At 69.8% G+C, this 20,163-nt stretch carries 8 protein-coding genes and 1 pseudogene; 5 read left to right on the top strand and 4 right to left on the bottom strand.

What is annotated here, in order from left to right:
* The first annotated feature begins 178 nt into the window (after positions 1-178).
* On the top strand, positions 179-1,945 hold the full coding sequence (locus tag ABFT43_RS18070) for a hypothetical protein (protein ID WP_347961684.1): 1,767 nt from the start codon (positions 179-181) through the stop codon (positions 1,943-1,945).
* Between the two features lie 133 nt (positions 1,946-2,078).
* Here the strand turns inward: ABFT43_RS18070 and ABFT43_RS18065 are convergent, their stop codons facing one another.
* The 4 genes from ABFT43_RS18065 to rplN are packed head-to-tail and all read right to left on the bottom strand — an operon-like array spanning position 2,079 to position 3,536.
* Positions 2,079-2,264: a type Z 30S ribosomal protein S14 gene (locus tag ABFT43_RS18065; RefSeq protein ID WP_006901929.1), complete on the bottom strand. Its 186-nt coding sequence runs from the start codon at positions 2,262-2,264 to the stop codon at positions 2,079-2,081.
* Position 2,265: 1 nt separating this feature from the next.
* A complete protein-coding gene (rplE, locus tag ABFT43_RS18060) occupies positions 2,266-2,847 on the bottom strand; it encodes a 50S ribosomal protein L5 (RefSeq protein WP_347961683.1) in 582 nt (193 codons plus the stop codon).
* Position 2,848: 1 nt separating this feature from the next.
* A complete protein-coding gene (gene rplX / locus ABFT43_RS18055; protein ID WP_347961682.1) occupies positions 2,849-3,166 on the bottom strand; it encodes a 50S ribosomal protein L24 in 318 nt (105 codons plus the stop codon).
* A 1-nt stretch (position 3,167) separates the two neighbouring features.
* A complete protein-coding gene (gene rplN, locus ABFT43_RS18050) occupies positions 3,168-3,536 on the bottom strand; it encodes a 50S ribosomal protein L14 (RefSeq protein ID WP_006901933.1) in 369 nt (122 codons plus the stop codon).
* A 587-nt stretch (positions 3,537-4,123) separates the two neighbouring features.
* On the opposite strand from rplN, the pseudogene ABFT43_RS18045 reads away from it, so the two are divergent.
* The 4 genes and pseudogenes from ABFT43_RS18045 to ABFT43_RS18030 all read left to right on the top strand — a co-directional run bounded on the left by ABFT43_RS18045 (position 4,124) and on the right by ABFT43_RS18030 (position 20,156).
* Positions 4,124-17,911, top strand: a pseudogene (locus ABFT43_RS18045) (amino acid adenylation domain-containing protein).
* On the top strand, positions 17,911-18,186 hold the full coding sequence (locus tag ABFT43_RS18040) for an MbtH family protein (RefSeq protein ID WP_347961681.1): 276 nt from the start codon (positions 17,911-17,913) through the stop codon (positions 18,184-18,186). Before ABFT43_RS18045 ends, ABFT43_RS18040 begins: the two are co-directional and overlap by 1 nt.
* The gene (locus tag ABFT43_RS18035; RefSeq protein ID WP_347961680.1) at positions 18,179-19,384 is read left to right on the top strand and encodes an ABC transporter ATP-binding protein; all 1,206 of its coding nucleotides are present in this window, start codon (positions 18,179-18,181) and stop codon (positions 19,382-19,384) included. The genes ABFT43_RS18040 and ABFT43_RS18035 overlap by 8 nt, the downstream gene beginning before the upstream one ends.
* Positions 19,374-20,156 (top strand): ABC transporter permease, encoded by a 783-nt coding sequence (locus ABFT43_RS18030; RefSeq protein WP_347961679.1) that lies wholly within the window; start codon positions 19,374-19,376, stop codon positions 20,154-20,156. Before ABFT43_RS18035 ends, ABFT43_RS18030 begins: the two co-directional genes overlap by 11 nt.
* The last annotated feature ends 7 nt before the right edge of the window (positions 20,157-20,163 follow it).

The raw sequence follows: 20,163 nt of genomic DNA, 5'->3' as shown, positions 1-20,163 counted from the left end.
ATCCGGGAAACCCGGCCACGACTCGACCGCGATAGTCCGATCGGGTGACTTCGGCGGGAACGACGATCACCGCCGATGTGTCCGGCGTACGGTTCCTCGAAACCGGTTGACTCCCCCCGAGATCGGACTCCCGATGTCAACGAGCCATCCGGCCACATCGGCTGTCGAGGGGGACAAGATGCACATCTCGCCTACACGCATTCGCACCGTGGCGGCCGCAGCGGCGGTCGGCCTCGTCCTCTACGCCGGTAGCGGCGACCCGGCTGTGGCAGAACCGTCGGGGACTCCCGACTCGTCCTCCACGAGCGAGAACTCCTCCGCAACCGAGACGCACGATGTCCAGACGGACAACGACAGCGGGATGGGAGAGCAGCGTTCGGACCCCGGCGACAACGACGCCCCGGACGAAAGCAGCACCGACACCGGCCACGACGCATCCGACGACGCGGGCGCCGTGGGTATCGACACGATCGAGCCCCCGACCATCTCGCCGGACGCCACCTCGCCCGACGCCACGGGAGCGCCCGACCCCCCGGACGGCGAGCCGGGGTACCCAGAGAACCCCCAGGCCCCCGAGCTGTCCGCACCCGCTGCCCCAGCGCCCTTGCCGCCGGCCGGCCATCCCGCCGTCGATCCTCCGGGCGCCCCTGCCCCGAGCGCGGTCGATCGTGGTGCCGCGACGCCAGATATCGAGCAGCAGGAGACCGACAGCGATCACGAAGAGAATCGGCGCACCTCGACGCCCGAGACCCTGCTGACCGAATTGCATGAGGTCGCGGCACCGGCCGTCTCCCCGTCGCCAGACCTCTCGACGGGCGCCGACAGCAGATCTGCACCGAACTTCACAGCTCCACCCGATGCGACCACCTCGGCGACCGCATCAGCAGGCCCGATCCGTGCACATGCCGTCTCCGGATTTCTGGCCTTCCTGGGGCTGCCACTGCTCAGTGGAGGAGCCACGAACGTCGTCCACCCCGCCCCGTGGACGCTTCTGTGGTGGGTCCGTCGGTTCGGCTCCGCAGTTTCGGCCGAGGGACGGAGAGAGCCCGCCCCACCGACGGACATCCGTTCGACCGGTCTCGCGCCGGCGGGTGCGACCCCGGCTCTCGGCGTCCTCGATCTGCAGCAAGGACCGCAGACCGAGGTCGTCTCCGTCCCGGCGCCGTACACGCCGTACTTGTCGGCAGCGGGCTACTACTCCCAGGAATGCTGTTCATACCCGGCAGGGACCATCCTGACCGCCGTCGAGAGATGGGGGGTTCTCCCGGGCGACACGACCGGCGCGTGCTGTTCCGCACCCCTCGAGACGGTGGTCGTTCTCTACGACCTGCCGACCTATGATCCCGTGACGCTGATGCCCATCTATCCCACCGCCCATCGGGCTGTCCTGCTACGTCCCGGGGAGTCGATCACGGTGCCGGATGGTCAAGAGGCCGTGGAACTCTACTTCTACGAGGGAACCTTCGTTCCCATCGAACCATCGGACGGCACCGGTGACGAAGGCCCGGGCGACGAACAGCCCGGCGACGAAGACCCCGGAGACCAGGGACCCGGAGACGGACAACCCGGCGACGAACAACCCGGCGACGAACAACCCGGCGACGAACAACCCGGCGACGAACAACCCGGCGACGGACAACCCGGCGACGACGACCCCGGTTCGGGAAACGGCGGAGGGGGCGGCCCCTGGGGCGGAATAGACGAACAGAGCTGGGAGGCATTCGAGACCATTGCCGGTCGTCTGCCCTACGTGGGTCGGTTCGTTCATCTCGTCGGCGTCGGAATCAACGCCATACAGTTGCTGTCCGCGATCCAGGAGGGCAACCGGGAAGAAGTGATCGACGAGGTCACCGACATCTTCGGAAGTGCTGTCGGGGTCGTGTTTCCCCCCGCGGCCGAGCCCGTGACCTCCGTTCTGAGGCCGATCCTCAACTTCTTGTTCTGACGCGCCCGACCTGTTCCGACGCCCCGGAAACGACGAAACGACCCCACCTCCGACAGGAGGCGGGGCCGTTCGAGGTCTATAGCCCGACGTCGCGTCAGCCGTGACCTCGCGCTATGGATTCACGAGCGCGAAGTCACCAGCTGGACTTCTGGACGCCCGGCAGCTCGCCCGCGTGAGCCATCTCGCGCAGGCAGATGCGGCACAGGCCGAACTTGCGGAACACCGAGTGCGGACGACCGCACTTGTTGCACCGGGTGTAGGCCCGCACGGCGAACTTGGGCTTCTTGGCGGCCTTGTTGACCAGAGCCTTCTTTGCCATGTCAGTTGTCCTTAACGTTGTTGTCCTTGAACGGGAAGCCGAGGGCGCGGAGCAGCGCACGGCCTTCCTCGTCCGTGCGGGCCGACGTCACGACGGTGATGTCCATACCGCGCGGGCGGTCGATGTTGTCGATGTTGATCTCGTGGAACATCGACTGCTCGTTCAGGCCGAACGTGTAGTTGCCGTTGCCGTCGAACTGCTGGTCGCTCAGACCGCGGAAGTCGCGGATACGCGGGAGGGCGATGGACACGAGTCGGTCCAGGAACTCCCACATGCGGTCGCCACGGAGGGTGGCGCGGGCGCCGATCGGCATGCCCTCACGCAGCTTGAACTGCGCGATGGACTTGCGAGCGCGACGGATCTCGGGGCGCTGGCCGGTGATCTTGGCCAGGTCCTCGACGGCGCCGTTGATCAGCTTCGCGTCACGGGCGGCGTCGCCGACGCCCATGTTCACGACGACCTTCACGACGCCGGGGATCAGCATCACGTTCGAGTAGTTGAATTCCTTGTTCAGCTGGTCCTTGATCTCCTCGCGGTAGCGAGTCTTCAGACGCGGCTGGACCTTGGTCTCGGTAGAAGTCATGTCAGATGTCCTTCCCGCTCTTGCGCGAGATCCGGACCTTCTTGCCGGTCTCCGGGTCGACGCGGTAGCCGATGCGGGTCGGGTTTCCGTCGGAATCGACGACCATCACGTTCGACACGTGGATCGGCGCTTCCTGGATCACGATGCCGCCGGAGGAGGCACCGCGCTCGTTGGCCGACGCGGCGGTGTGCTTCTTGATTCGGTTGACGCCCTCGACGAGGACCTTCTGGGTCTTCGGGAAGGCCTGGATGACCTTGCCCTTGGCGCCCTTGTCCTTGCCCGAGATGACGATCACGGTGTCACCCTTGTGCACCTTCATGTCAGATCACCTCCGGAGCCAGCGACACGATCTTCATGAACTTCTTCTCGCGCAGCTCACGGCCGACCGGGCCGAAGATGCGGGTGCCGCGGGGGTCGCTCTCACCCTTGAGGATGACGGCGGCGTTCTCGTCGAAACGGATGTAGCTTCCGTCCGGACGACGGCGCTCCTTGGTGGTGCGCACGACGACCGCCTTGACGACCTCGCCCTTCTTGACGTTGCCGCCGGGGATGGCGTCCTTGACAGTGGCGACGATGACGTCGCCAATGCCGGCGTAGCGCCGCGAGGAACCGCCGAGCACGCGGATGCACAAGATTTCCTTGGCTCCGGTGTTGTCGGCGACTCGCAGGCGAGATTCCTGCTGAATCACTCGTAGTCTCCTTGACCTGGAACTTATGTACGGCGGATTTCCGACCCGACGCACACGGTCTGTTGCCCACCGAACACACGCCTGCCTGGTGTTTTCCGCCAGGCTGTGACACCTGGACGGTCCGCCCCAGTGGGTTCGCGTGCCGGCTTGCGACACAGCAGTGCCGCAGGCAACCCCACAAGTGTAGGGGAACGCCCAGGTCGGGGCCAAATCCGGACCCGAAGCCCATCGCCGCAACACTCCCCGCTCACCGTTCGGGGGAGATGTCTCGAGAAATTTCTCACGCGAGACCCATCCGGGCGGTCGTCCCACTCGAAGCACACACGGGACGAGACCAGCCGCACCCGACCGGTCGAGAAGAGATCGATCGAGTGCAGCGCTCCCGGCGGCCACACGGCTCGTGTGGCGTTCCAGGGGGCGACATCCGACAGGTGTGGTGAGTACCCGGGGGAAATCTGCCGCCCAGGACGGGCAGGTCCGTTCACTCACCTGTCGGGGCCGAGCAGTCCCGTGTCCGAAACGCGCGATCCTGGCCCGCCGAGTTCGACCATCCGCCTGCCGGGGCGCTCGTCGACAGGGAGGCCTGCGTGACCACAGACGACGCGATCCGGCAGCTCAGCCGCACCGGCTCCACTTCCGGCCCGAAGCCGACGATTCCGATGACCGCCGCGCAGCGCGGCATCTTCTACGCACAGCAGCTCGAGCCCGACGTCCCGCTGACCATCGACGCCTACATCGAATTCCGTAGCGGCACTTATGGATCGGACGAGACCGGCGAACCGGTCGACATCGATCCCGACATCATGCAGCGTGCAGCAACTCTCACCGAGTTGGAGACGGAAGCCTCTCTGCTGCGGCTGATCCCGGCCGACGACGGTGAACCCGTCCTGACCATCGACTGGTCACGTCGTGTGGTCGTGGGACGACAGGACTTCTCCGGCACCGAGGACCCCCGTGCCGAGGCGCTCGCCTGGATCGACGGGCACCGGTCCAAGAGTCCCGACCTGTTCGAGGATCCGCTCCTCGACACCCATCTTCTCAAACTCGGCCCGGGACACTCGATCTGGTACTGCCGCGGCCATCACATCGGTTATGACGGGTATGGGGCGATGTACCTGATGCTGCGCGTGTCGCAGCACTACACCGCGCTCGTCAACGGCACCGCGCCACCCGTCGCCGAGACCGCGTCGATGGCGCTGATCGCGGAGATGGACCGCGAGTACCGGGCGTCGGAGAGGTTCGCCGCCGACCGTGAGTACTGGGCGCAACGTCTGGCCGACCTCCCGGAGATGGCCACCCTGACCCGGCGCTCCGGGCCCGCGGCGCCGCTGTCGAAAGTCCACTCCCGGGTGCTCGACGATGAGCTGGTCTCCGGTATCCGGGCGCTCGCCCGCGCCCACCGGGTGCGTCCGGCGGCCGTCATCACCGCAGCGGCCGCCGCCTACGTGGCCCGCTTCACCGACCGCGACGAGGCGATCCTCAGCCTTCCGGTCGCCGCGCGCGACCGCGACATCCTGCGCACCTCGGCCGGCATGATGTCCAACGTCGTGCCCCTGCGCGTGGGGATCGACGACGACGCGACCGTGTCGGATCTGCTCGAGGCGGTCACCACGGAACTCAAGGGCGCGGTGCGTCACCAGAGATTCCGGCACGAGGACATCGTCTCCGACATCCTGGGCGGGTCGGGCCGGCGCCGTGGCTTCTTCGGGCCCCTGGTCAACGTGATGCTCTTCTTCGAACACGTCGACTTCGGTCCCGTCCGCGGCGAGCTCCATGCGTTGTCGACCGGTCCCATCGAGGACATCTCGATCAACGTCTACGACAGTTTCGGCGGCGGCATGAGCGTCGACCTCGAGGCCAACCCGACGATCTATCCCGACGACGAGATCGCCGCACACCACCGCCGCCTCGTCGACTTCCTCTCGGCACTCGTCACCGTCTCGCCCGATACCCCGGTGTCCCGGCTGAGCGTGCTGTCCGGCACGGAGTCCGCACGACTCGCCGAGATGTCCGCGGGCCATCAGGTCGATCTCGGCGAGCCGACCCTCGTCGATCTGCTCGACGCGGCCGCCCGTGCACACCGCGACGCGACCGCCCTCGTCGATGCCCGTCGCGACGGAGCCGCACTCACATATGCGGAGTTCGACGCCACGACACGATCCCTGGCCGGCGCACTGCAGCGGCGCGGTATCGGCCCGGAAAGCGTTGTCGCGGTGGCTCTCCCGCGCAGCGTCGATCAGGTGGAGGCCCTGCACGCGGTCGTCCGGGCGGGGGCGGCGTTCGTGCCCATCGATCCGGAGGAACCACCCGACCGTCTCGCGCACATCCTCGACGTGGCCACCCCGGACCTGATCATCACGGAGAGCGGCTTCGCCGAGTTGCGCGCCGACCCAGGTCATCAGCTCATCCGCCCCGATCTACGACCCGATCACACCGCCTACGTGCTCTTCACCTCCGGGTCCACCGGGAAACCCAAGGGCGTGGCCGTTTCCCATCGTGCCGTCGTCAACCGGCTGTCGTGGATGCAGGACCGTTATCGGCTCTCCGTGTCGGACCGGGTGCTGCAGAAGACCCCCGCCACCTTCGACGTCTCGGTGTGGGAGTTCTTCTGGCCGTTCCTCACCGGCGCATCGCTCGTGGTCCCCACGCCGGACGGCCACCGCGACCCCTGGTACCTGCGCGACGTCGTCGACGAATACCAGGTCACCACAGTCCATTTCGTCCCGTCCATGCTGGCCGAGTTCGCCGCGGCGCTGACCATCGACGATCACGAGAACGCACTGCCCGAGCTGCGAGGAACGCAGACGGCGACGGCCGCGGACCCGGCGACCACCACCGCGAGCCTGGCGTCCCTGCGCCGGATCTTCACCAGCGGCGAGGCACTCACCCCGTCCACCGTCGCCGCGACCGCGGACCTCACCCCGGCGGCCGTCCACAACCTCTACGGCCCCACCGAGGCCGCGATCGACGTCACCCACCACGACGACTGTCGCGGCGACGTTCCGGTGGTGCCGATCGGCCGGCCCGTGTGGAACACCACCGTGCACGTGCTCGACCACCGGTTGCGTCCGCAACCCGTGGGTGCGGTCGGCGAACTCTACCTGGGCGGGGTACAACTCGCCCGCGGCTACCGCGCGCGCCCCGACCTCACCGCCTCGCGATTCGTCGCCGCACCCGACGGCCGACGCCTGTACCGCACCGGGGACCTGGTGCGGATGACCGACCTGGGCGAACTCGAATACCTCGGCCGCACCGACTCGCAGGTCAAGGTCCGGGGCCGGCGCGTCGAACTCGGCGAGATCGAGGCCGTCATGAGCCGCCTCGGCGGCGTGGACGCCGCCGCGGTCGTGGTCCGTGACGACCTCGTGGCCGACGGTCCCGCTCTGGCCGGCTACGTCACCGGCGGCGACGGCCTGCGTGACCGCGACCTGCGTGCGGATCTCAAGACCATGCTGCCCGAACACATGATCCCCACCGTGATCACGGTGCTCGACACATTGCCCACGACCGCCAACGGCAAACTCGACCGACGCGCGCTCCCCACCCCCGAACTGCGCACCGACCGCGAGTTCGTCGCGCCCGAGACACCGCTGGCCCGGTTCGTCGCCGGCACCGTCGCCGAGGTCCTGGGATCGGACGCGCGATCGCGGACCCCCGTCTCCCTGCGCGACCGCTTCTTCGACATCGGCGGCACATCGCTGTCGGCGACCCGGGTCGCCTCCCGGCTGTCGAAGGCGACCGGCAGACGGATCGGTATCCGCACCATCTTCGACGCCGAAGACATCGGCGGGATCGTCGACGCCCTCGGTGATCTCGGCGTCGAGCTCACCGACCCGGCCGCGGGCACGACGACGCGTCCGACCACGCAGCCGCCGGGCGCCGAGGACCCCGGTGTGCCGGTCCCCCTCTCCCCCGCCCAGCATCGCCTCTGGCTCGCGACGCAACTCGACCCGGACGCCGCGGCCACCTACAACATGCCGTTCACCGTCCGCCTGGTCGGCACGCTCGACACCGAAGCACTGCTCGGGGCACTCGACGACGTCGTCGCACGCCACGAGCCGTTGCACAGCATCGTCGTCGACCACCACGGCGTCGCGTGCGTCTCGCCGCTGCCGGCCGAGTCGGCGACCCTCGACGTCCCGATCGTCCCGGCGGCCGGGCTCGCCGAGTCGGACCGCGAATTCGCCGCCCGCCCCTTCGATCTCGGCACCGACCTGCCGATCCGCGCCCGTCTGGTCCGCACCGCCGACGACGATCACCGGCTGAACGTCGTGGTACACCACATCGCCGCCGACGGGTGGTCGCTCGCTCCTCTCGCGAGCGACCTCGCCACCGCGTACCGGGCTCGCCGCGCGGGCGCCGAACCGGCGTGGCCGCCGTTGCCCGTCCACTATTCGCAGGTGAGCGCCGAGCGGCACGCGTGGCTGTCCGAGAGTCCGGACGCCGCATCGGAGCTCGAGTTCTGGCGCGAGACACTCGCCGACGTGCCGGCCGAGACCGAACTACCCCTCGACCGCCCCCGCACGGGACGCCACGAGGTCGCGTCCGCGGGCGCATCGGTGACCGCCATCCTGCCCGCCGAGACCCATCGCGCGGTCCGCGACCTCGCCGCCACCGGCGAGGCCACCGTGTTCATGGTGTTGCACGCCGCACTCGCCGCACTCCTTCGTTCGCTGTCGCAGAGCTCCGACATCGTCATCGGCACCCCGGTGGCCGGGCGCGGCGACGCCGACCTCGACGGCCTGGTGGGCATGTTCGTCAACACGCTCGCGTTGCGGACGACGGTCGACAAGAACGCCGGTTTCGCCGAACTCCTCGACCGGGTCCGGGACACCGACCTGAGCGCCTTCGACAACGCGGACCTGCCGTTCGACCGTCTGGTCACCGAACTCAACCCGGACCGGTCGTCGTTGGTCCACCCCTTCTTCCAGGTGTCCCTCGCGCTCGAGGACCGCTCCGCGATCCGCCTCGACTTCGCCGGACTCGCCGCCACCGCATCGCGGATAGACACCGGCCACACCGCGTTCGATCTCCAATTCACCTTCACCGAGCTGTACGACCCCGACGGGCAGGCGGCCGGACTCGGTCTCGAGATCGGTTATGCCACCGAACTGTTCGACCGGAGCACGGTCGCCGCGCTGGCGTCCCGCCTCGATCGCATCCTGGAGGCGGCCGCGACCCGGCCCGGCACCGCGGTCGGCGACCTCCCCGTCCTCGACCTGCACGAGCGTCTCGATCTCGTACCTGCGGTCGGCGAAGGACACCGGCCGGTCGAGCATCTCACCGCCCTGCTGTCCGCGGCGGCCGACTCGTCGCCGCATCGCATCGCGGTCACCGACGGGGACCGGTCGCTGACCTACCTCGAACTCGACGCCGCGTCGAACCGTCTCGCACGCGTCTTGATCGAGCGCGGCGCAGGTCCGGAAACCCATGTGGCCGTCTCGCTTCCCCGCGGTGTCGACTGGATGGTCACCATGTGGGCGGTGGCCCGCACCGGCGCTGCCTGGGTGCCCGTGGATCCGGCTCATCCCATCTCGCGGATCGCACACATGCTCACCGACTCCGCCGCACTGCTGCTGATCACCGATCGGGCGTCGGATCCACGGCCCGCGCTGCGTCAGGAGTCCGGTACCGACGTCGGGCTCCTACCGCCTGCGCTGGTCCTCGACAGCGCCGAGACGAACGCGGACGTCATGTCGAGGTCCGCGGCGCCGATCGAGGATGCGCAGCGCCGGGCCGCGATCGACATCGACCAGCCCGCATATCTCATCTACACCTCCGGGACCACGGGCGTCCCGAAGGGCGTGGTGGTCAGCCATCGGGGCCTCGCCGATTTCGCGGCGCAGCAGGTGACGCAGTACCGGATCACCCCGGACAGCCAGACCATGCACATGGCCTCACCCAGCTTCGACGCGACGGTCCTCGAGATCCTGATGGCGGTGGCCGCCGGATCGACCATGCACATCGTCCCGCCGGGGGTCGTCGGTGGCGCCGAGCTCGCCGAGATCATGCGGAACGGCCATGTCACCCATGCTTTCCTCACCCCGTCGGTGCTGACCACCATGTGCCCGGATGACGTACCCGACCTCGAGGCGCTCGTCATCGGCGGCGAGCATCCGAATCCGGAGGTGGTGCGGGCGTGGTCACGTGGACCACGGCTGTTCAACGCCTACGGCCCCACCGAGACCACGGTCGTCGCCGCAGTGTCGGCACCGATCGATCCCGGCTACACGATCCTGACCATCGGCCGCCCCATCCGTGGCGTGTCCGTCCTCGTGCTCGACGAGCGGCTCCAGCCGGTCGCGCCCGGCGCCATCGGCGAACTCTACGTCGCCGGAGACCATCTCGCCCGCGGCTACCACGAGGTGCGGCCGCTGACGTCGAAGCGCTTCGTCGCCAACCCGTACGGCGATCCCGGTGAACGGATGTACCGCACCGGCGATCTGGTGCGCTGGACCTCCGACCACGAACTCGAGTTCTGCGGACGGACCGACCACCAGACCAAGATCCGCGGCCACCGCATCGAGCTCGGCGAGATCGACGCGGCACTCGTCGCCGACGACTCGATCCGCGCCTCCGTCACCATCGCGCACGGCGAGGGGCATCGCGCGCATCTCATCTCCTACGTGACCCTGGCACCCGACGCCCCACACACCACCGCCGACATCCGTGAACGTCTCGCGGACCGGTTGCCGCGCTACATGATCCCGTCGATGGTCATCGAGCTCGACGAGATCCCGACCACCCCGATCGGCAAGGTCGACCTGCGGGCGCTCCCCGACCCGGACACGGTCCCGGTCGGCGGCGGGGTCGGGTACGTCGCGCCGGTCACCCCGACGGAACGGGCGGTGGCCGACCTCATCACCGACCGGCTCGACCTGCAGTCCGGGACCGTCGGCCGCTACCACGACTTCTTCGACCTGGGCGGCAACTCGCTGCTCGCGACCCAGATCGTCGGCGCACTCGTACATCTCACCGGACACCGGGTCGCGGTCCGGGAGGTCTTCGACCACTCCACCGTGGCCGGGATCGCCCGTCTCGCCGACGGCCGCGACGCGACGACACCGGTGACCGACGGTCCGCGGTTGACGCACGATCCCGCCGCGCCCGCCGAGCCGGGGCCGGCGCAACAACAGTTGTGGTTCCTCAACCAGCTCGCCCTCGGCGACGACCGGAAATCCGGGACCTCCCCTGAGCAGGAGAGCGAAATCGACTCGGCCACCGCAGATTACGCGATCGCATTCGCCCTGGACCTGCGCGGCGACCTCGACCTCGACGCGCTGGAGGCGTCGATCCGCCACACCGTCGACCGGCACGTCATGCTGCGCACGGTGTATCCCGACCACGACGGGCACCCGGTTCTCGACGTCCGGGCGGCCGACGAGGTGGTCGTCGAACTCGGCGTCGCCGAGACCTCCGCGGAGGACTGGCGGACCAGCGCGAGGGAGCTGGCACGACGCCCCTTCGACCTCACCACCGACCTCCCGCTCCGGACCGCCCTGTACCGCATCGACGGTGACCCCGCCCACCACGTGCTGGCGGTCGTCATCCACCACATCGCCGCCGACGGGTGGTCGATGGCGCCGTTGCATCGCGACATCGCCCACGCCTACGCCGAGGTCCGTCGGACCGGTTCGTACCCCGGGACCGAGACCACGTCCGCCGTGGACTATCTCGACTACCTGCGGTGGCAACGTGAGATCCTCGACCGCAGCGACGATCTCGCCGGATGGTGGCGCTCCGAGCTCGACGGCGTCGACACCCGTCCGCTGCTCATCCCCGACGCCGAGCCGGGCGTCGAGCGCCGCGCCGAGGTCGTCGAGGTCGCCTTCGACACCCCCACCCGACGTCGGTTGACGGAGCTCACCGACGGCCACGTCACCGAGTTCATGGCGGTCCACGCCCTCTTCGCGGCGCTGCTCCACCGGCTCCATGCCGTCCCCGACACGCACGTTGCGGGAGCCGCATCGGACATCGTGATCGGCACTCCGGTCGCCGGCCGCAACGACCCCCGCCTGGCCGACGTGGTCGGCATGTTCGTCAACTCGGTGGTCCTGCGCACCCCCGTCGACGGCAGCGCGGGATTCGCCTCGCTGCTCGACTCCGTGCGCCACCGTGACCTCGAGGCGCTGGCCCGCGCGGACATGCCCTTCGAACAGATCGTGTCGATGCTCAATCCGCCCCGCACCGAGCGGCATCCGCTGTTCCAGATCGCCCTCGTCTTCGACACCAGGCTGAAGGACACGGCGGAGACACCCGGCCCCGTCTTTGCCGATCTGGGCGCGGGCACGCCGGGCCTCGAGGTCTCCGCAACCGAGATCGACACCGGCTCCGCACGTTTCGACCTCGAGCTCCGTATCCGCGACGGGCACGCCCGGTTCACCTACGCGACCGACGTGCACACCCGGGAACGCATCACGGCGTTGGCGCAGATGTTCACCTCTCTCGCGCGCACCGTCGCCGACCAACCCGAGACGGCGTTGGACGATCTTCCGCTCGCGTGCGCGGCGAGGGTCCCGGAGTCGGCGGCCTCCCCGGTCCGTCCCCGTCATCTCGCCGACATCGTCACCGCCACGGCTCGCCGGCACGCGCACCGGATCGCCGTCGAGGACGGCGACCGCCGGCTGACGTACGCCGAACTGGACCAGACCTCCGACCGCTGGTGCGGCGCGCTGCGGGACCTGGGCATCGGCACCGACGACGTGGTCGCCGTCGCCCTCGACCGCAGCCTCGACTCGGTGATCGCGACGTGAGCGGTGGCCAAGGCCGGCGGCGCGATCCTGCCCGTGGACGCGCGCTACCCCGCCGACCGCGTGACCCACATGATCGCCGACTCCGGCGCCGCGCTGGGTATCACGAACGCCGACCTGCTCTCGCACGTCCCGGACGACATCCGATGGGTGTCGCCGGCGTCGCTGGACGCCACCGCCTCCGGCCCGCGCGACACCACGCCGGCACCCCGCCACACCGACTCGCTCGCGTACATCGTCTACACCTCGGGCTCCACCGGGAGACCCAAGGGCGTCAGCGTCACCCATCGCGGGCTCGCCGCCTTCGCCGAGGCCCAGCGGGAACGCTACGACGTCGCCGCGGACGACCGGACACTGCACTTCGCGTCTCCCGCCTTCGATGCCGCGATGCTGGAGTTCCTGCTCGCGTTCACCGGCGGGGCCACGATGGTGATCGTCCCGCCCACCATCTACGGCGGCGACGAACTCGTCGAGTTCATGCACGCGCGCACCGTCACCCACGCGTTCGTCACCCCGGCGGCGCTCGCGTCGGCACGAGCCCATCCGCTGCCCCACCTGTGCACGCTCGGGGTCGGGGGAGAGGCATCGACCCCGGAACTCATCGCGCGGTGGGCGCCCGGCCGGAAGTACATCAACAGCTACGGCCCGACCGAGACCACGATCGTCGCGCTCATGTCGGAGCCGCTCCGACCGGGGGCACCGATCACCATCGGCTCGGCGATCCACGACTGCACCGCGCTGGTCCTCGACCACCGGCTGCGACCGGTCCCCGACCACGTCCCGGGCGAGCTGTACCTCGCCGGACCCGGGGTCGCGCGCGGATACCTCGGCCGTCCCGGCCTCAGCGCCACCCGGTTCGTCGCACGCCCGGACGCCGACGGCGCCGTGATGTACCGGACCGGCGACATCGCGCACCGCACGGACGACGGCGCGCTGATCTACCACGGACGCTCCGACAACCAGGTGAAGGTCCGCGGTTTCCGGATCGAACTCGACGAGGTCGGCTCGGCGCTCGCGGCCGTCGACGGCGTCGACTTCGCGACCGCCGTCGTGCGCGGCGAAGGCGCGTCGGCAACCCTGGTCGGCTACGTCACACTCGCCGAGCCCGCGCCCGGCTCCACGTCCCCCGCCGGCGACCCCCGGCCGGACGCCGACGCGGTGCTCGAGAACGTGCGGCGCCGGCTCCCCCGTCACATGGTGCCGTCGGCCGTCGTCGTACTCGACTCGATCCCGTTGACCAGCAACGGAAAACTCGACCGGTCCCGGCTCCCCGACCCGGCCGCCGTCCGACGACCCCGCACGGCCCGGGCGCCGCGCACCCCGGCCGAGTCCGCGCTGGTGCACCTCGTCGCCGAGGTCCTCGACCGACGACCCGACGAGATCGGTGTCGACGACGACTTCTTCCTCCTCGGCGGCACGTCGCTGCAGGCGACGACCCTCATCAGCCGGATCAACCGCATACACGCCGGCGAACGGCTCCGGGTCCGCGACCTCTTCGACCGCCCGAGCCCCGAAGCGCTCGCGTCGTTGCTGACGCTCGCCGACGAACCGGCGACGACCGTCCCGGCGGCCGTGCGGCGTCCGGAACGGTTTCCGCTCGCACCGGCGCAACGCCGACTCTGGTCGATCTCGGTGGCCGATCCGGACTCCACCGAGTACCTGATGCCGTTCGTCCTGCGGTTCCGCGGTGACCTCGACATCGCCTCGCTGCGTGGCGCGCTCGTCGACGTGGTGGCACGACACACCAGCCTGCGTACGGTGTTCGAGCCCGGTGACGAGGGGCCGACGGGACGGGTCCTCGACGATCCGGAGGCGGTCGTGGGCGACCTCGCCGTGCGGAGCACACCGGACATTGCCGCCGAGATCAGCCGTCTCGCAACGCAACCCATCGACATCACCCGCGCCGCGCCGATCTGCGCGACGCTCGTCGCCGACTCCTCTGACACGCGGACCGAACCGTTCCTCGTCCTGGTGATCCATCACCTCGCCGCCGACGGTGCGTCGCTGCCGATCCTGGTCGCCGACCTCACCCGCGCCTACGGGCAGCGCCGACGGGGACGCACCACCGCCTGGGGACCCGCCGACCTCGACCACCGCGATCACGCCGTCGAAACCGCCGGCGCCCCGGCCCGCGACTACGAACTCCGCTTCTGGGCGGACACGCTCTCCGACGCGCCGGCGGAGACCACCATCGCCCCCTCGGCGCCGCACCCGCACGCGTCGAGCGGCGCCCGGTCGGTGACGTTCGAGATCCCCGCCCACACCCGAGCCGGACTCGTCGCCTTCGCCCGGGAACAGTCCACGACGCCGTTCTCGGTGCTGCACACGGCGCTCGCCGTCCTGCTGCACCGACTCGGCGTCGGACGCGACCTCGTCGTCGGCACCCCGGTGGACAACCGGGGTGCCGACACCGGCCGTGACTACCGCGGCGTGGTCGGGATGTTCGTCAACGTCCTGCCGTTGCGGACGGTCCTGTGCCCCTCCGACACGGTCGCGGACCTGGTACGGCGCGTCCGTGACGCCGACGTCGACGCACTCGACCACCGGGGCCTGCCCTTCGACGACCTCGTCGCCGCGCTGAACCCGCCGCGCGTCGACGGGCGCCACCCGCTGTTCCAGGTGGCGCTGTCGGTGCACGACCACGCGACCGGCGAGTTCTCCGCCGACCCGGGCGGCGCACCCGCGATGACCGTCGACATGGGCGACGGGGTGAACGCGTCCATCGTCGAATTCGACGCTCCGGCGGCGAAGTTCGACCTGCAGTTCACCGTCACCGGGATGCACGACGGCCAGGCGGCGATCCAGCTCACCTATGACACCGCGCGTTACCGGCACGACGACGCCGAACTGCTGGGGACGCGACTGCTGCGGGTCATCCGCGGCATGCTCGGCGATCCCGGGCGCGCCGTCGGCGACATCCGGGTCACCGACCCGCTGGAGGTGGCCGACCGCTCACCCGCCTCCGGCCGCCCCTGCGCCCCGCCCTCCACACTGGACCGACTCTTCGCCGAGGCGGTACGGCGCAATCCCGACGGACTCGCCGTCATGTGCGGGACCGGAGACGAGCAGGAGGCCCTCACCTACCGAGAACTCGACGCCCGCTCCAACCGGTTGGCGCGCGTCCTGCTCGGGCGTGGCGTGGGCGCGTACGCCGAAGATGTGGTGGCGATGGCGGTGGAACGGTCCGTCGACGCCGTCGTGGTCATCTGGGCGATCGTGAAGACCGGTGCGGCGTATGTACCCGTCGATCCCCACTATCCGTCCGAACGCATCGCGCACATGCTCGCCGACAGCGGGGCACGGCTCGTCGTGACGACCACGTCGGCGCGTGCGTCGCTCAGCACGACCGGGACCGGGGAACCGGTGCCGGCGCTCGTCCTCGACGACCCGTCGACGGCCACGCGTCTGCATCACTCCTCACCCGCGCCCATCGGAGACCCCGAACGCGGCCGGCCGATCCGACCCGACCAGCTCGCCTACATCATCTACACCTCCGGGTCGACCGGCCGGCCGAAGGGCGTTCTGGTGCCGCACTCCGGGATGCGCGCGGTGCACGACGAACTGGCCGAGCGGATGAGTCCGGAGCCGTCATCACGCGTGCTGCACTTCGCCTCCCCGAGTTTCGACGCATCGGTGCTGGAATTCCTTCTGGCGCTGGCCGGTTCGTCGACCCTGGTGATCGCCGACCCGCTGGTGTACGGCGGCTCCGCGCTGAGCGACGCCATCACTGCGGCGCGGGTCACGCATGCCTTCATCACGCCGGCCGCGGTGGCGAGCATGGACCCTGCGGCGGTCGGGTCGCTGCGGATGCTCGCCGTGGGCGGCGAGGACTTCGGCGCCGACCTGGTACGACGCTGGGCGCCCGGGCGGACGCTGATCAACGTCTACGGCCCCACCGAGACCACGGTGATCGTCACCGGCAGCGCCCCCCTCACCCCGGCGAGCACGATGACGATCGGCACACCCAACAACGGTGTGGGCGCCCTCGTCCTCGACGACCGCCTCCACCCCGTCCCGACCGGCGTCGTCGGCGAGCTCTATCTCCTCGGCGACCAGGTGACCCGCGGCTATCACCGGCGACCCGGCCTCACCGCGACGCGGTTCGTGCCGGCGCCCATGGTGACCGGGCCACGCCACGCCGGGCGCCGCATGTACCGCACCGGCGACCTCGTCCGGTGGACGGAGGACGGCCGGCTCGTCTACGTCGGGCGCGGGGACACGCAGGTCCAGATCCGCGGCTTCCGCGTCGAACTCGGCGAGATCGACGACGCACTCGCCGCGGAACCCGATGTCGACTTCGCCGTCACCCTCGTCGACGGCACGGGCGGCGCTGCGACACTGCGCAGTTACGTCACCCCCGCGAACGGCCACCCGCCCGAGCCGCTCGATCTCCGACGCCGCCTCGGTCGCCGCCTGCCGCGGCACATGGTGCCGGCCACGGTGACGGTGCTGGACGTCATACCGCTGACGCCGAGCGGCAAACTCGACCGGCGGGCGTTGCCCGCGCCGGACCCCGTCCCGCGCCGCGCGCCGGCACCCGGCGGCGAATCGCAGGTCGCGCGGATCTTCGCCGAGGTCCTCGAGGTCGAGGTCGGCACCATCGGCGCCGACGACGGTTTCTTCGACCTGGGCGGGAACTCGCTGCTGGCCACCACGGTCACGGCGCGCCTCGGCGAGCTCACCGGCAGACAGGTCACCGCACAGACGCTCTTCGGTGCGCCGAGCCCCGCCGAGCTGGCCGCCGCACTCGGGCTCGCGGGCGAACATCGCATGGCGACGCCTCCTGTACCGACGGGATTGGAACCCCTTCTGCCGCTGCGCCGGTCGACCGGAGACGCGGAGCCCGCGCCCCTGTTCGCCGTCCACCCGGCGATCGGTCTCTCGTGGGCGTTCGCCTCGATGCTGCCGCACCTGCCCGCTGGGCGTCCGCTGTACGGGCTCCAGCACCCGGCCCTGTCGGGCGGCGGATGCGTGCGCACGATCGACGAGCTCGCCGCCCGCTACATCGCGGCGATCCGGACCGTGCAGCCCACCGGTCCGTACCACCTTATCGGGTGGTCGATCGGCGGACTCGTCGCTCAGGAGATGGCCGTCCGGCTGACCGACGCCGGGGAGGAGGTGGCGCAGCTCGTCCTGCTCGACACCTACGTGCTGTCCGCACGCCCCGACCTCGACGCCGACGCCTCCGTCACGGAGCTGATGCGCGAGTTCGGCCTCGACCCGGCCGACCACGGGACCGCCGAGCCCGCCGATCTCGACCCCGCCCGCCTCGACCCCGCCGCCGTCAAGCGCATCCTCGACGCCGCCGGAGGCGCGCTGGGGAACCTGGACGAGCAGACCCTCGGTGTCGTCGGCGAGGTGTACCGCAGCGCCACGTCCGTCGCGCGCCGATGGCGGCCCCGCCCCTACGGCGGGGACGTGGTCTTCGTGACCGCGGCCCTCGATCCCCGGCCCGGCCCGCGCGCGGTCGACGGCTGGCGATCCACCATCACCGGCCACCTCCACGAGGTCGAGGCCGCGAGCAGCCATGCACGAATGCTGCTGCCGGAGAACGTGTCCACCTGGATACGTGCCATCGGTGTACCGCCGGGAACGCCGGTGTCCACCACCCGAGAGGAGTTGTGATGTCCAATCCGTTCGACGACACCGACGGGGTCTTCCGGGTGCTCGTCAATCACGAGAACCAACACTCGCTGTGGCCCGACTTCGCACCCGTCCCCGACGGCTGGCGGACCGTGTTCGGTCCGGCCGGGCACGACGACTGCCTCGACTTCGTCGAGAACAACTGGCACGACATGCGGCCCGCCGGCCTCATCCGGCAGATGGAGGGCTCGTCGGGAGACGTCCATGTCGGCGGACGGGACAGCGAGGTCACCCGTGGGGCGGCACGGCATGGCTGACACGACGACACCCGACGCCCTCGAACTGCGCGGCCTGCGCAAGACGTTCCGGACCGGATTGTTCGGCCGTGGCCCGCGCGTCCACGCGCTGGGCGGCCTGGACCTGACGGTTCCCTCCGGGACCGTCCACGCACTGTTGGGTCCCAATGGCGCAGGCAAGACCACGGCGGTGCGGGCCGTGGCGACGCTGCTGCGGCCCGACGAGGGGACCGTCCTGGTGGACGGGGTCGACGCGCTCGCCGAACCCGCGGCGGTCCGGGAGATCATCGGGGTGTCGGGGCAGTACGCCGCCGTCGACGGCAACCTCACCGGTTACGAGAACCTCCGCATGGTCGGCCAGCTCTACGGACAGACCCGATCGGAGGCCGGCACGCGAGCCCGTCGGCTCATCACCGAACTCAATCTCGACGATGCCGCCGACCGCCCGATGCGCACCTACTCCGGCGGCATGCGACGGCGCCTCGACCTCGCCGGAGCCCTCATAAACCAACCGTCCCTCGTCATCCTCGACGAACCCACCACCGGTCTCGACCCCCGCGGACGCCGCATGATGTGGGACGTCATCACCCAGCAGGTCCACAACGGCGCCACCGTACTCCTCACCACCCAATACCTCGAGGAGGCCGACGCCCTCGCCGACCAGATCACCGTCATCGACCACGGCACCATCCGCGCCCAGGGCAGCGCGTCGGAGTTGAAGGCGGCCACCGGCGGGTCGATCCTCACCCTGGAGATCGCGCCCGCCGACGACGGCCGTCCCGTCACGGACAACCACGTCGCGGCGGTGCTGTCCGAGATCGGGATCGGACACCCCGAACGCCTCGACGACGAGCCGGTCGGCCCCGGCGAGCACGGGCCGCGATGGTCGGTCGCCGTCGACGGTGGCACCCGCAGTGCGGTGGCCGCGGTCAAGGACCTGTCCTCCGCCGGCATCGACGTCCTCGACGCCTCGGTGAGCACACCCACGCTCGACGACGTGTTCCTCGCACTCACCGAACGGACCGAGGAAGCGGCGAGCGATCTCGACCACGAATCCGCTTATATTCCAGACGAATCAGACACAACAGACGCCGAAGGGCACATAAAACCCAAGGCGGACAACAAATTCGATCGTTCGGATGACATCACGGTCCCCGACACGGCGGAGCTCGCGCACTCCCAGCACTCGGATCGATCGGAGAATGTCCATGTTCACTGACACCGCGGTACTGGTCGAGCGGAACCTGCTGACGGTGAAGCGAATACCAACTCTGCTGATCAGCGCCACAATACAACCACTCATGTTCGTGTTCCTGTTCGCCTATGTCTTCGGCGCGACGTTCGGCGGCGGCTCCTACCGCGAGTTCCTCATGGCGGGCATCTTCACCCAGACCGTCGTGTTCAACGCGGCCTTCACCACCGTCGGCCTGGCGAACGACACATCCGACGGGATCGTGGACCGCCTTCGCTCTCTTCCGATGTCACGGCTCGGCGTCATCAGCGGGCGAGTGACCTCGGACATGGTGCTGTGCGTCGTCGGACTCGGCGTGATGGTGCTCTGCGGACTCGCCATCGGATGGCGGGTCCAGGGCACCGCGGGCGACGCAGCGATCGCATTCGGCATCATCGGCCTGTTCGCACTCGCCATGGCCTGGGTGGGCGCGGTGACCGGCTTGGGAGCGCCGAATGTCGAAGCGGCACAAAGCATCGGCTTCCTGTGGATGTTTCCGATCACCTTCCTGTCGAGCGCGTTCATCTCGGCCCAGAGCCTCCCGGGACCCCTGCGGGCCATCGCCGAGTGGAACCCGGTGACCGCGGTCGCCACCGCCTGTCGGCAGCTCTTCGACAACGAGGCGCCACCCGACTTCCCGGCCGCAACCGGATGGGTCGCCGACCACGCGGTCGCCTATTCGGTGGGGTCGTCCCTGGTGATCCTCGCCGTGTGTGTGCCCGCGTCCCTTTTCCTCTACCGCCGTTCGGCAAATCGCTGATTGCGGC

This window comes from Gordonia aurantiaca (genome assembly GCF_039939235.1).
Taxonomy (GTDB): Bacteria; Actinomycetota; Actinomycetes; order Mycobacteriales; family Mycobacteriaceae; genus Gordonia.
This window is presented reverse-complemented; position numbering and strand designations above follow the sequence as displayed.

Excerpts from the sequence above, each read along its gene's own strand:
- ABFT43_RS18070 (WP_347961684.1), top strand. The coding sequence starts at position 179 with ATGCACATCTCGCCTACACGCATTCGCACCGTGGCGGCCGCAGCGGCG.
- ABFT43_RS18065 (WP_006901929.1), bottom strand. The coding sequence starts at position 2,264 with ATGGCAAAGAAGGCTCTGGTCAACAAGGCCGCCAAGAAGCCCAAGTTC.
- rplE (WP_347961683.1), bottom strand. The coding sequence starts at position 2,847 with ATGACTTCTACCGAGACCAAGGTCCAGCCGCGTCTGAAGACTCGCTAC.
- rplX (WP_347961682.1), bottom strand. The coding sequence starts at position 3,166 with ATGAAGGTGCACAAGGGTGACACCGTGATCGTCATCTCGGGCAAGGAC.
- ABFT43_RS18040 (WP_347961681.1), top strand. The coding sequence starts at position 17,911 with ATGTCCAATCCGTTCGACGACACCGACGGGGTCTTCCGGGTGCTCGTC.
- ABFT43_RS18035 (WP_347961680.1), top strand. The coding sequence starts at position 18,179 with ATGGCTGACACGACGACACCCGACGCCCTCGAACTGCGCGGCCTGCGC.
- ABFT43_RS18030 (WP_347961679.1), top strand. The coding sequence starts at position 19,374 with ATGTTCACTGACACCGCGGTACTGGTCGAGCGGAACCTGCTGACGGTG.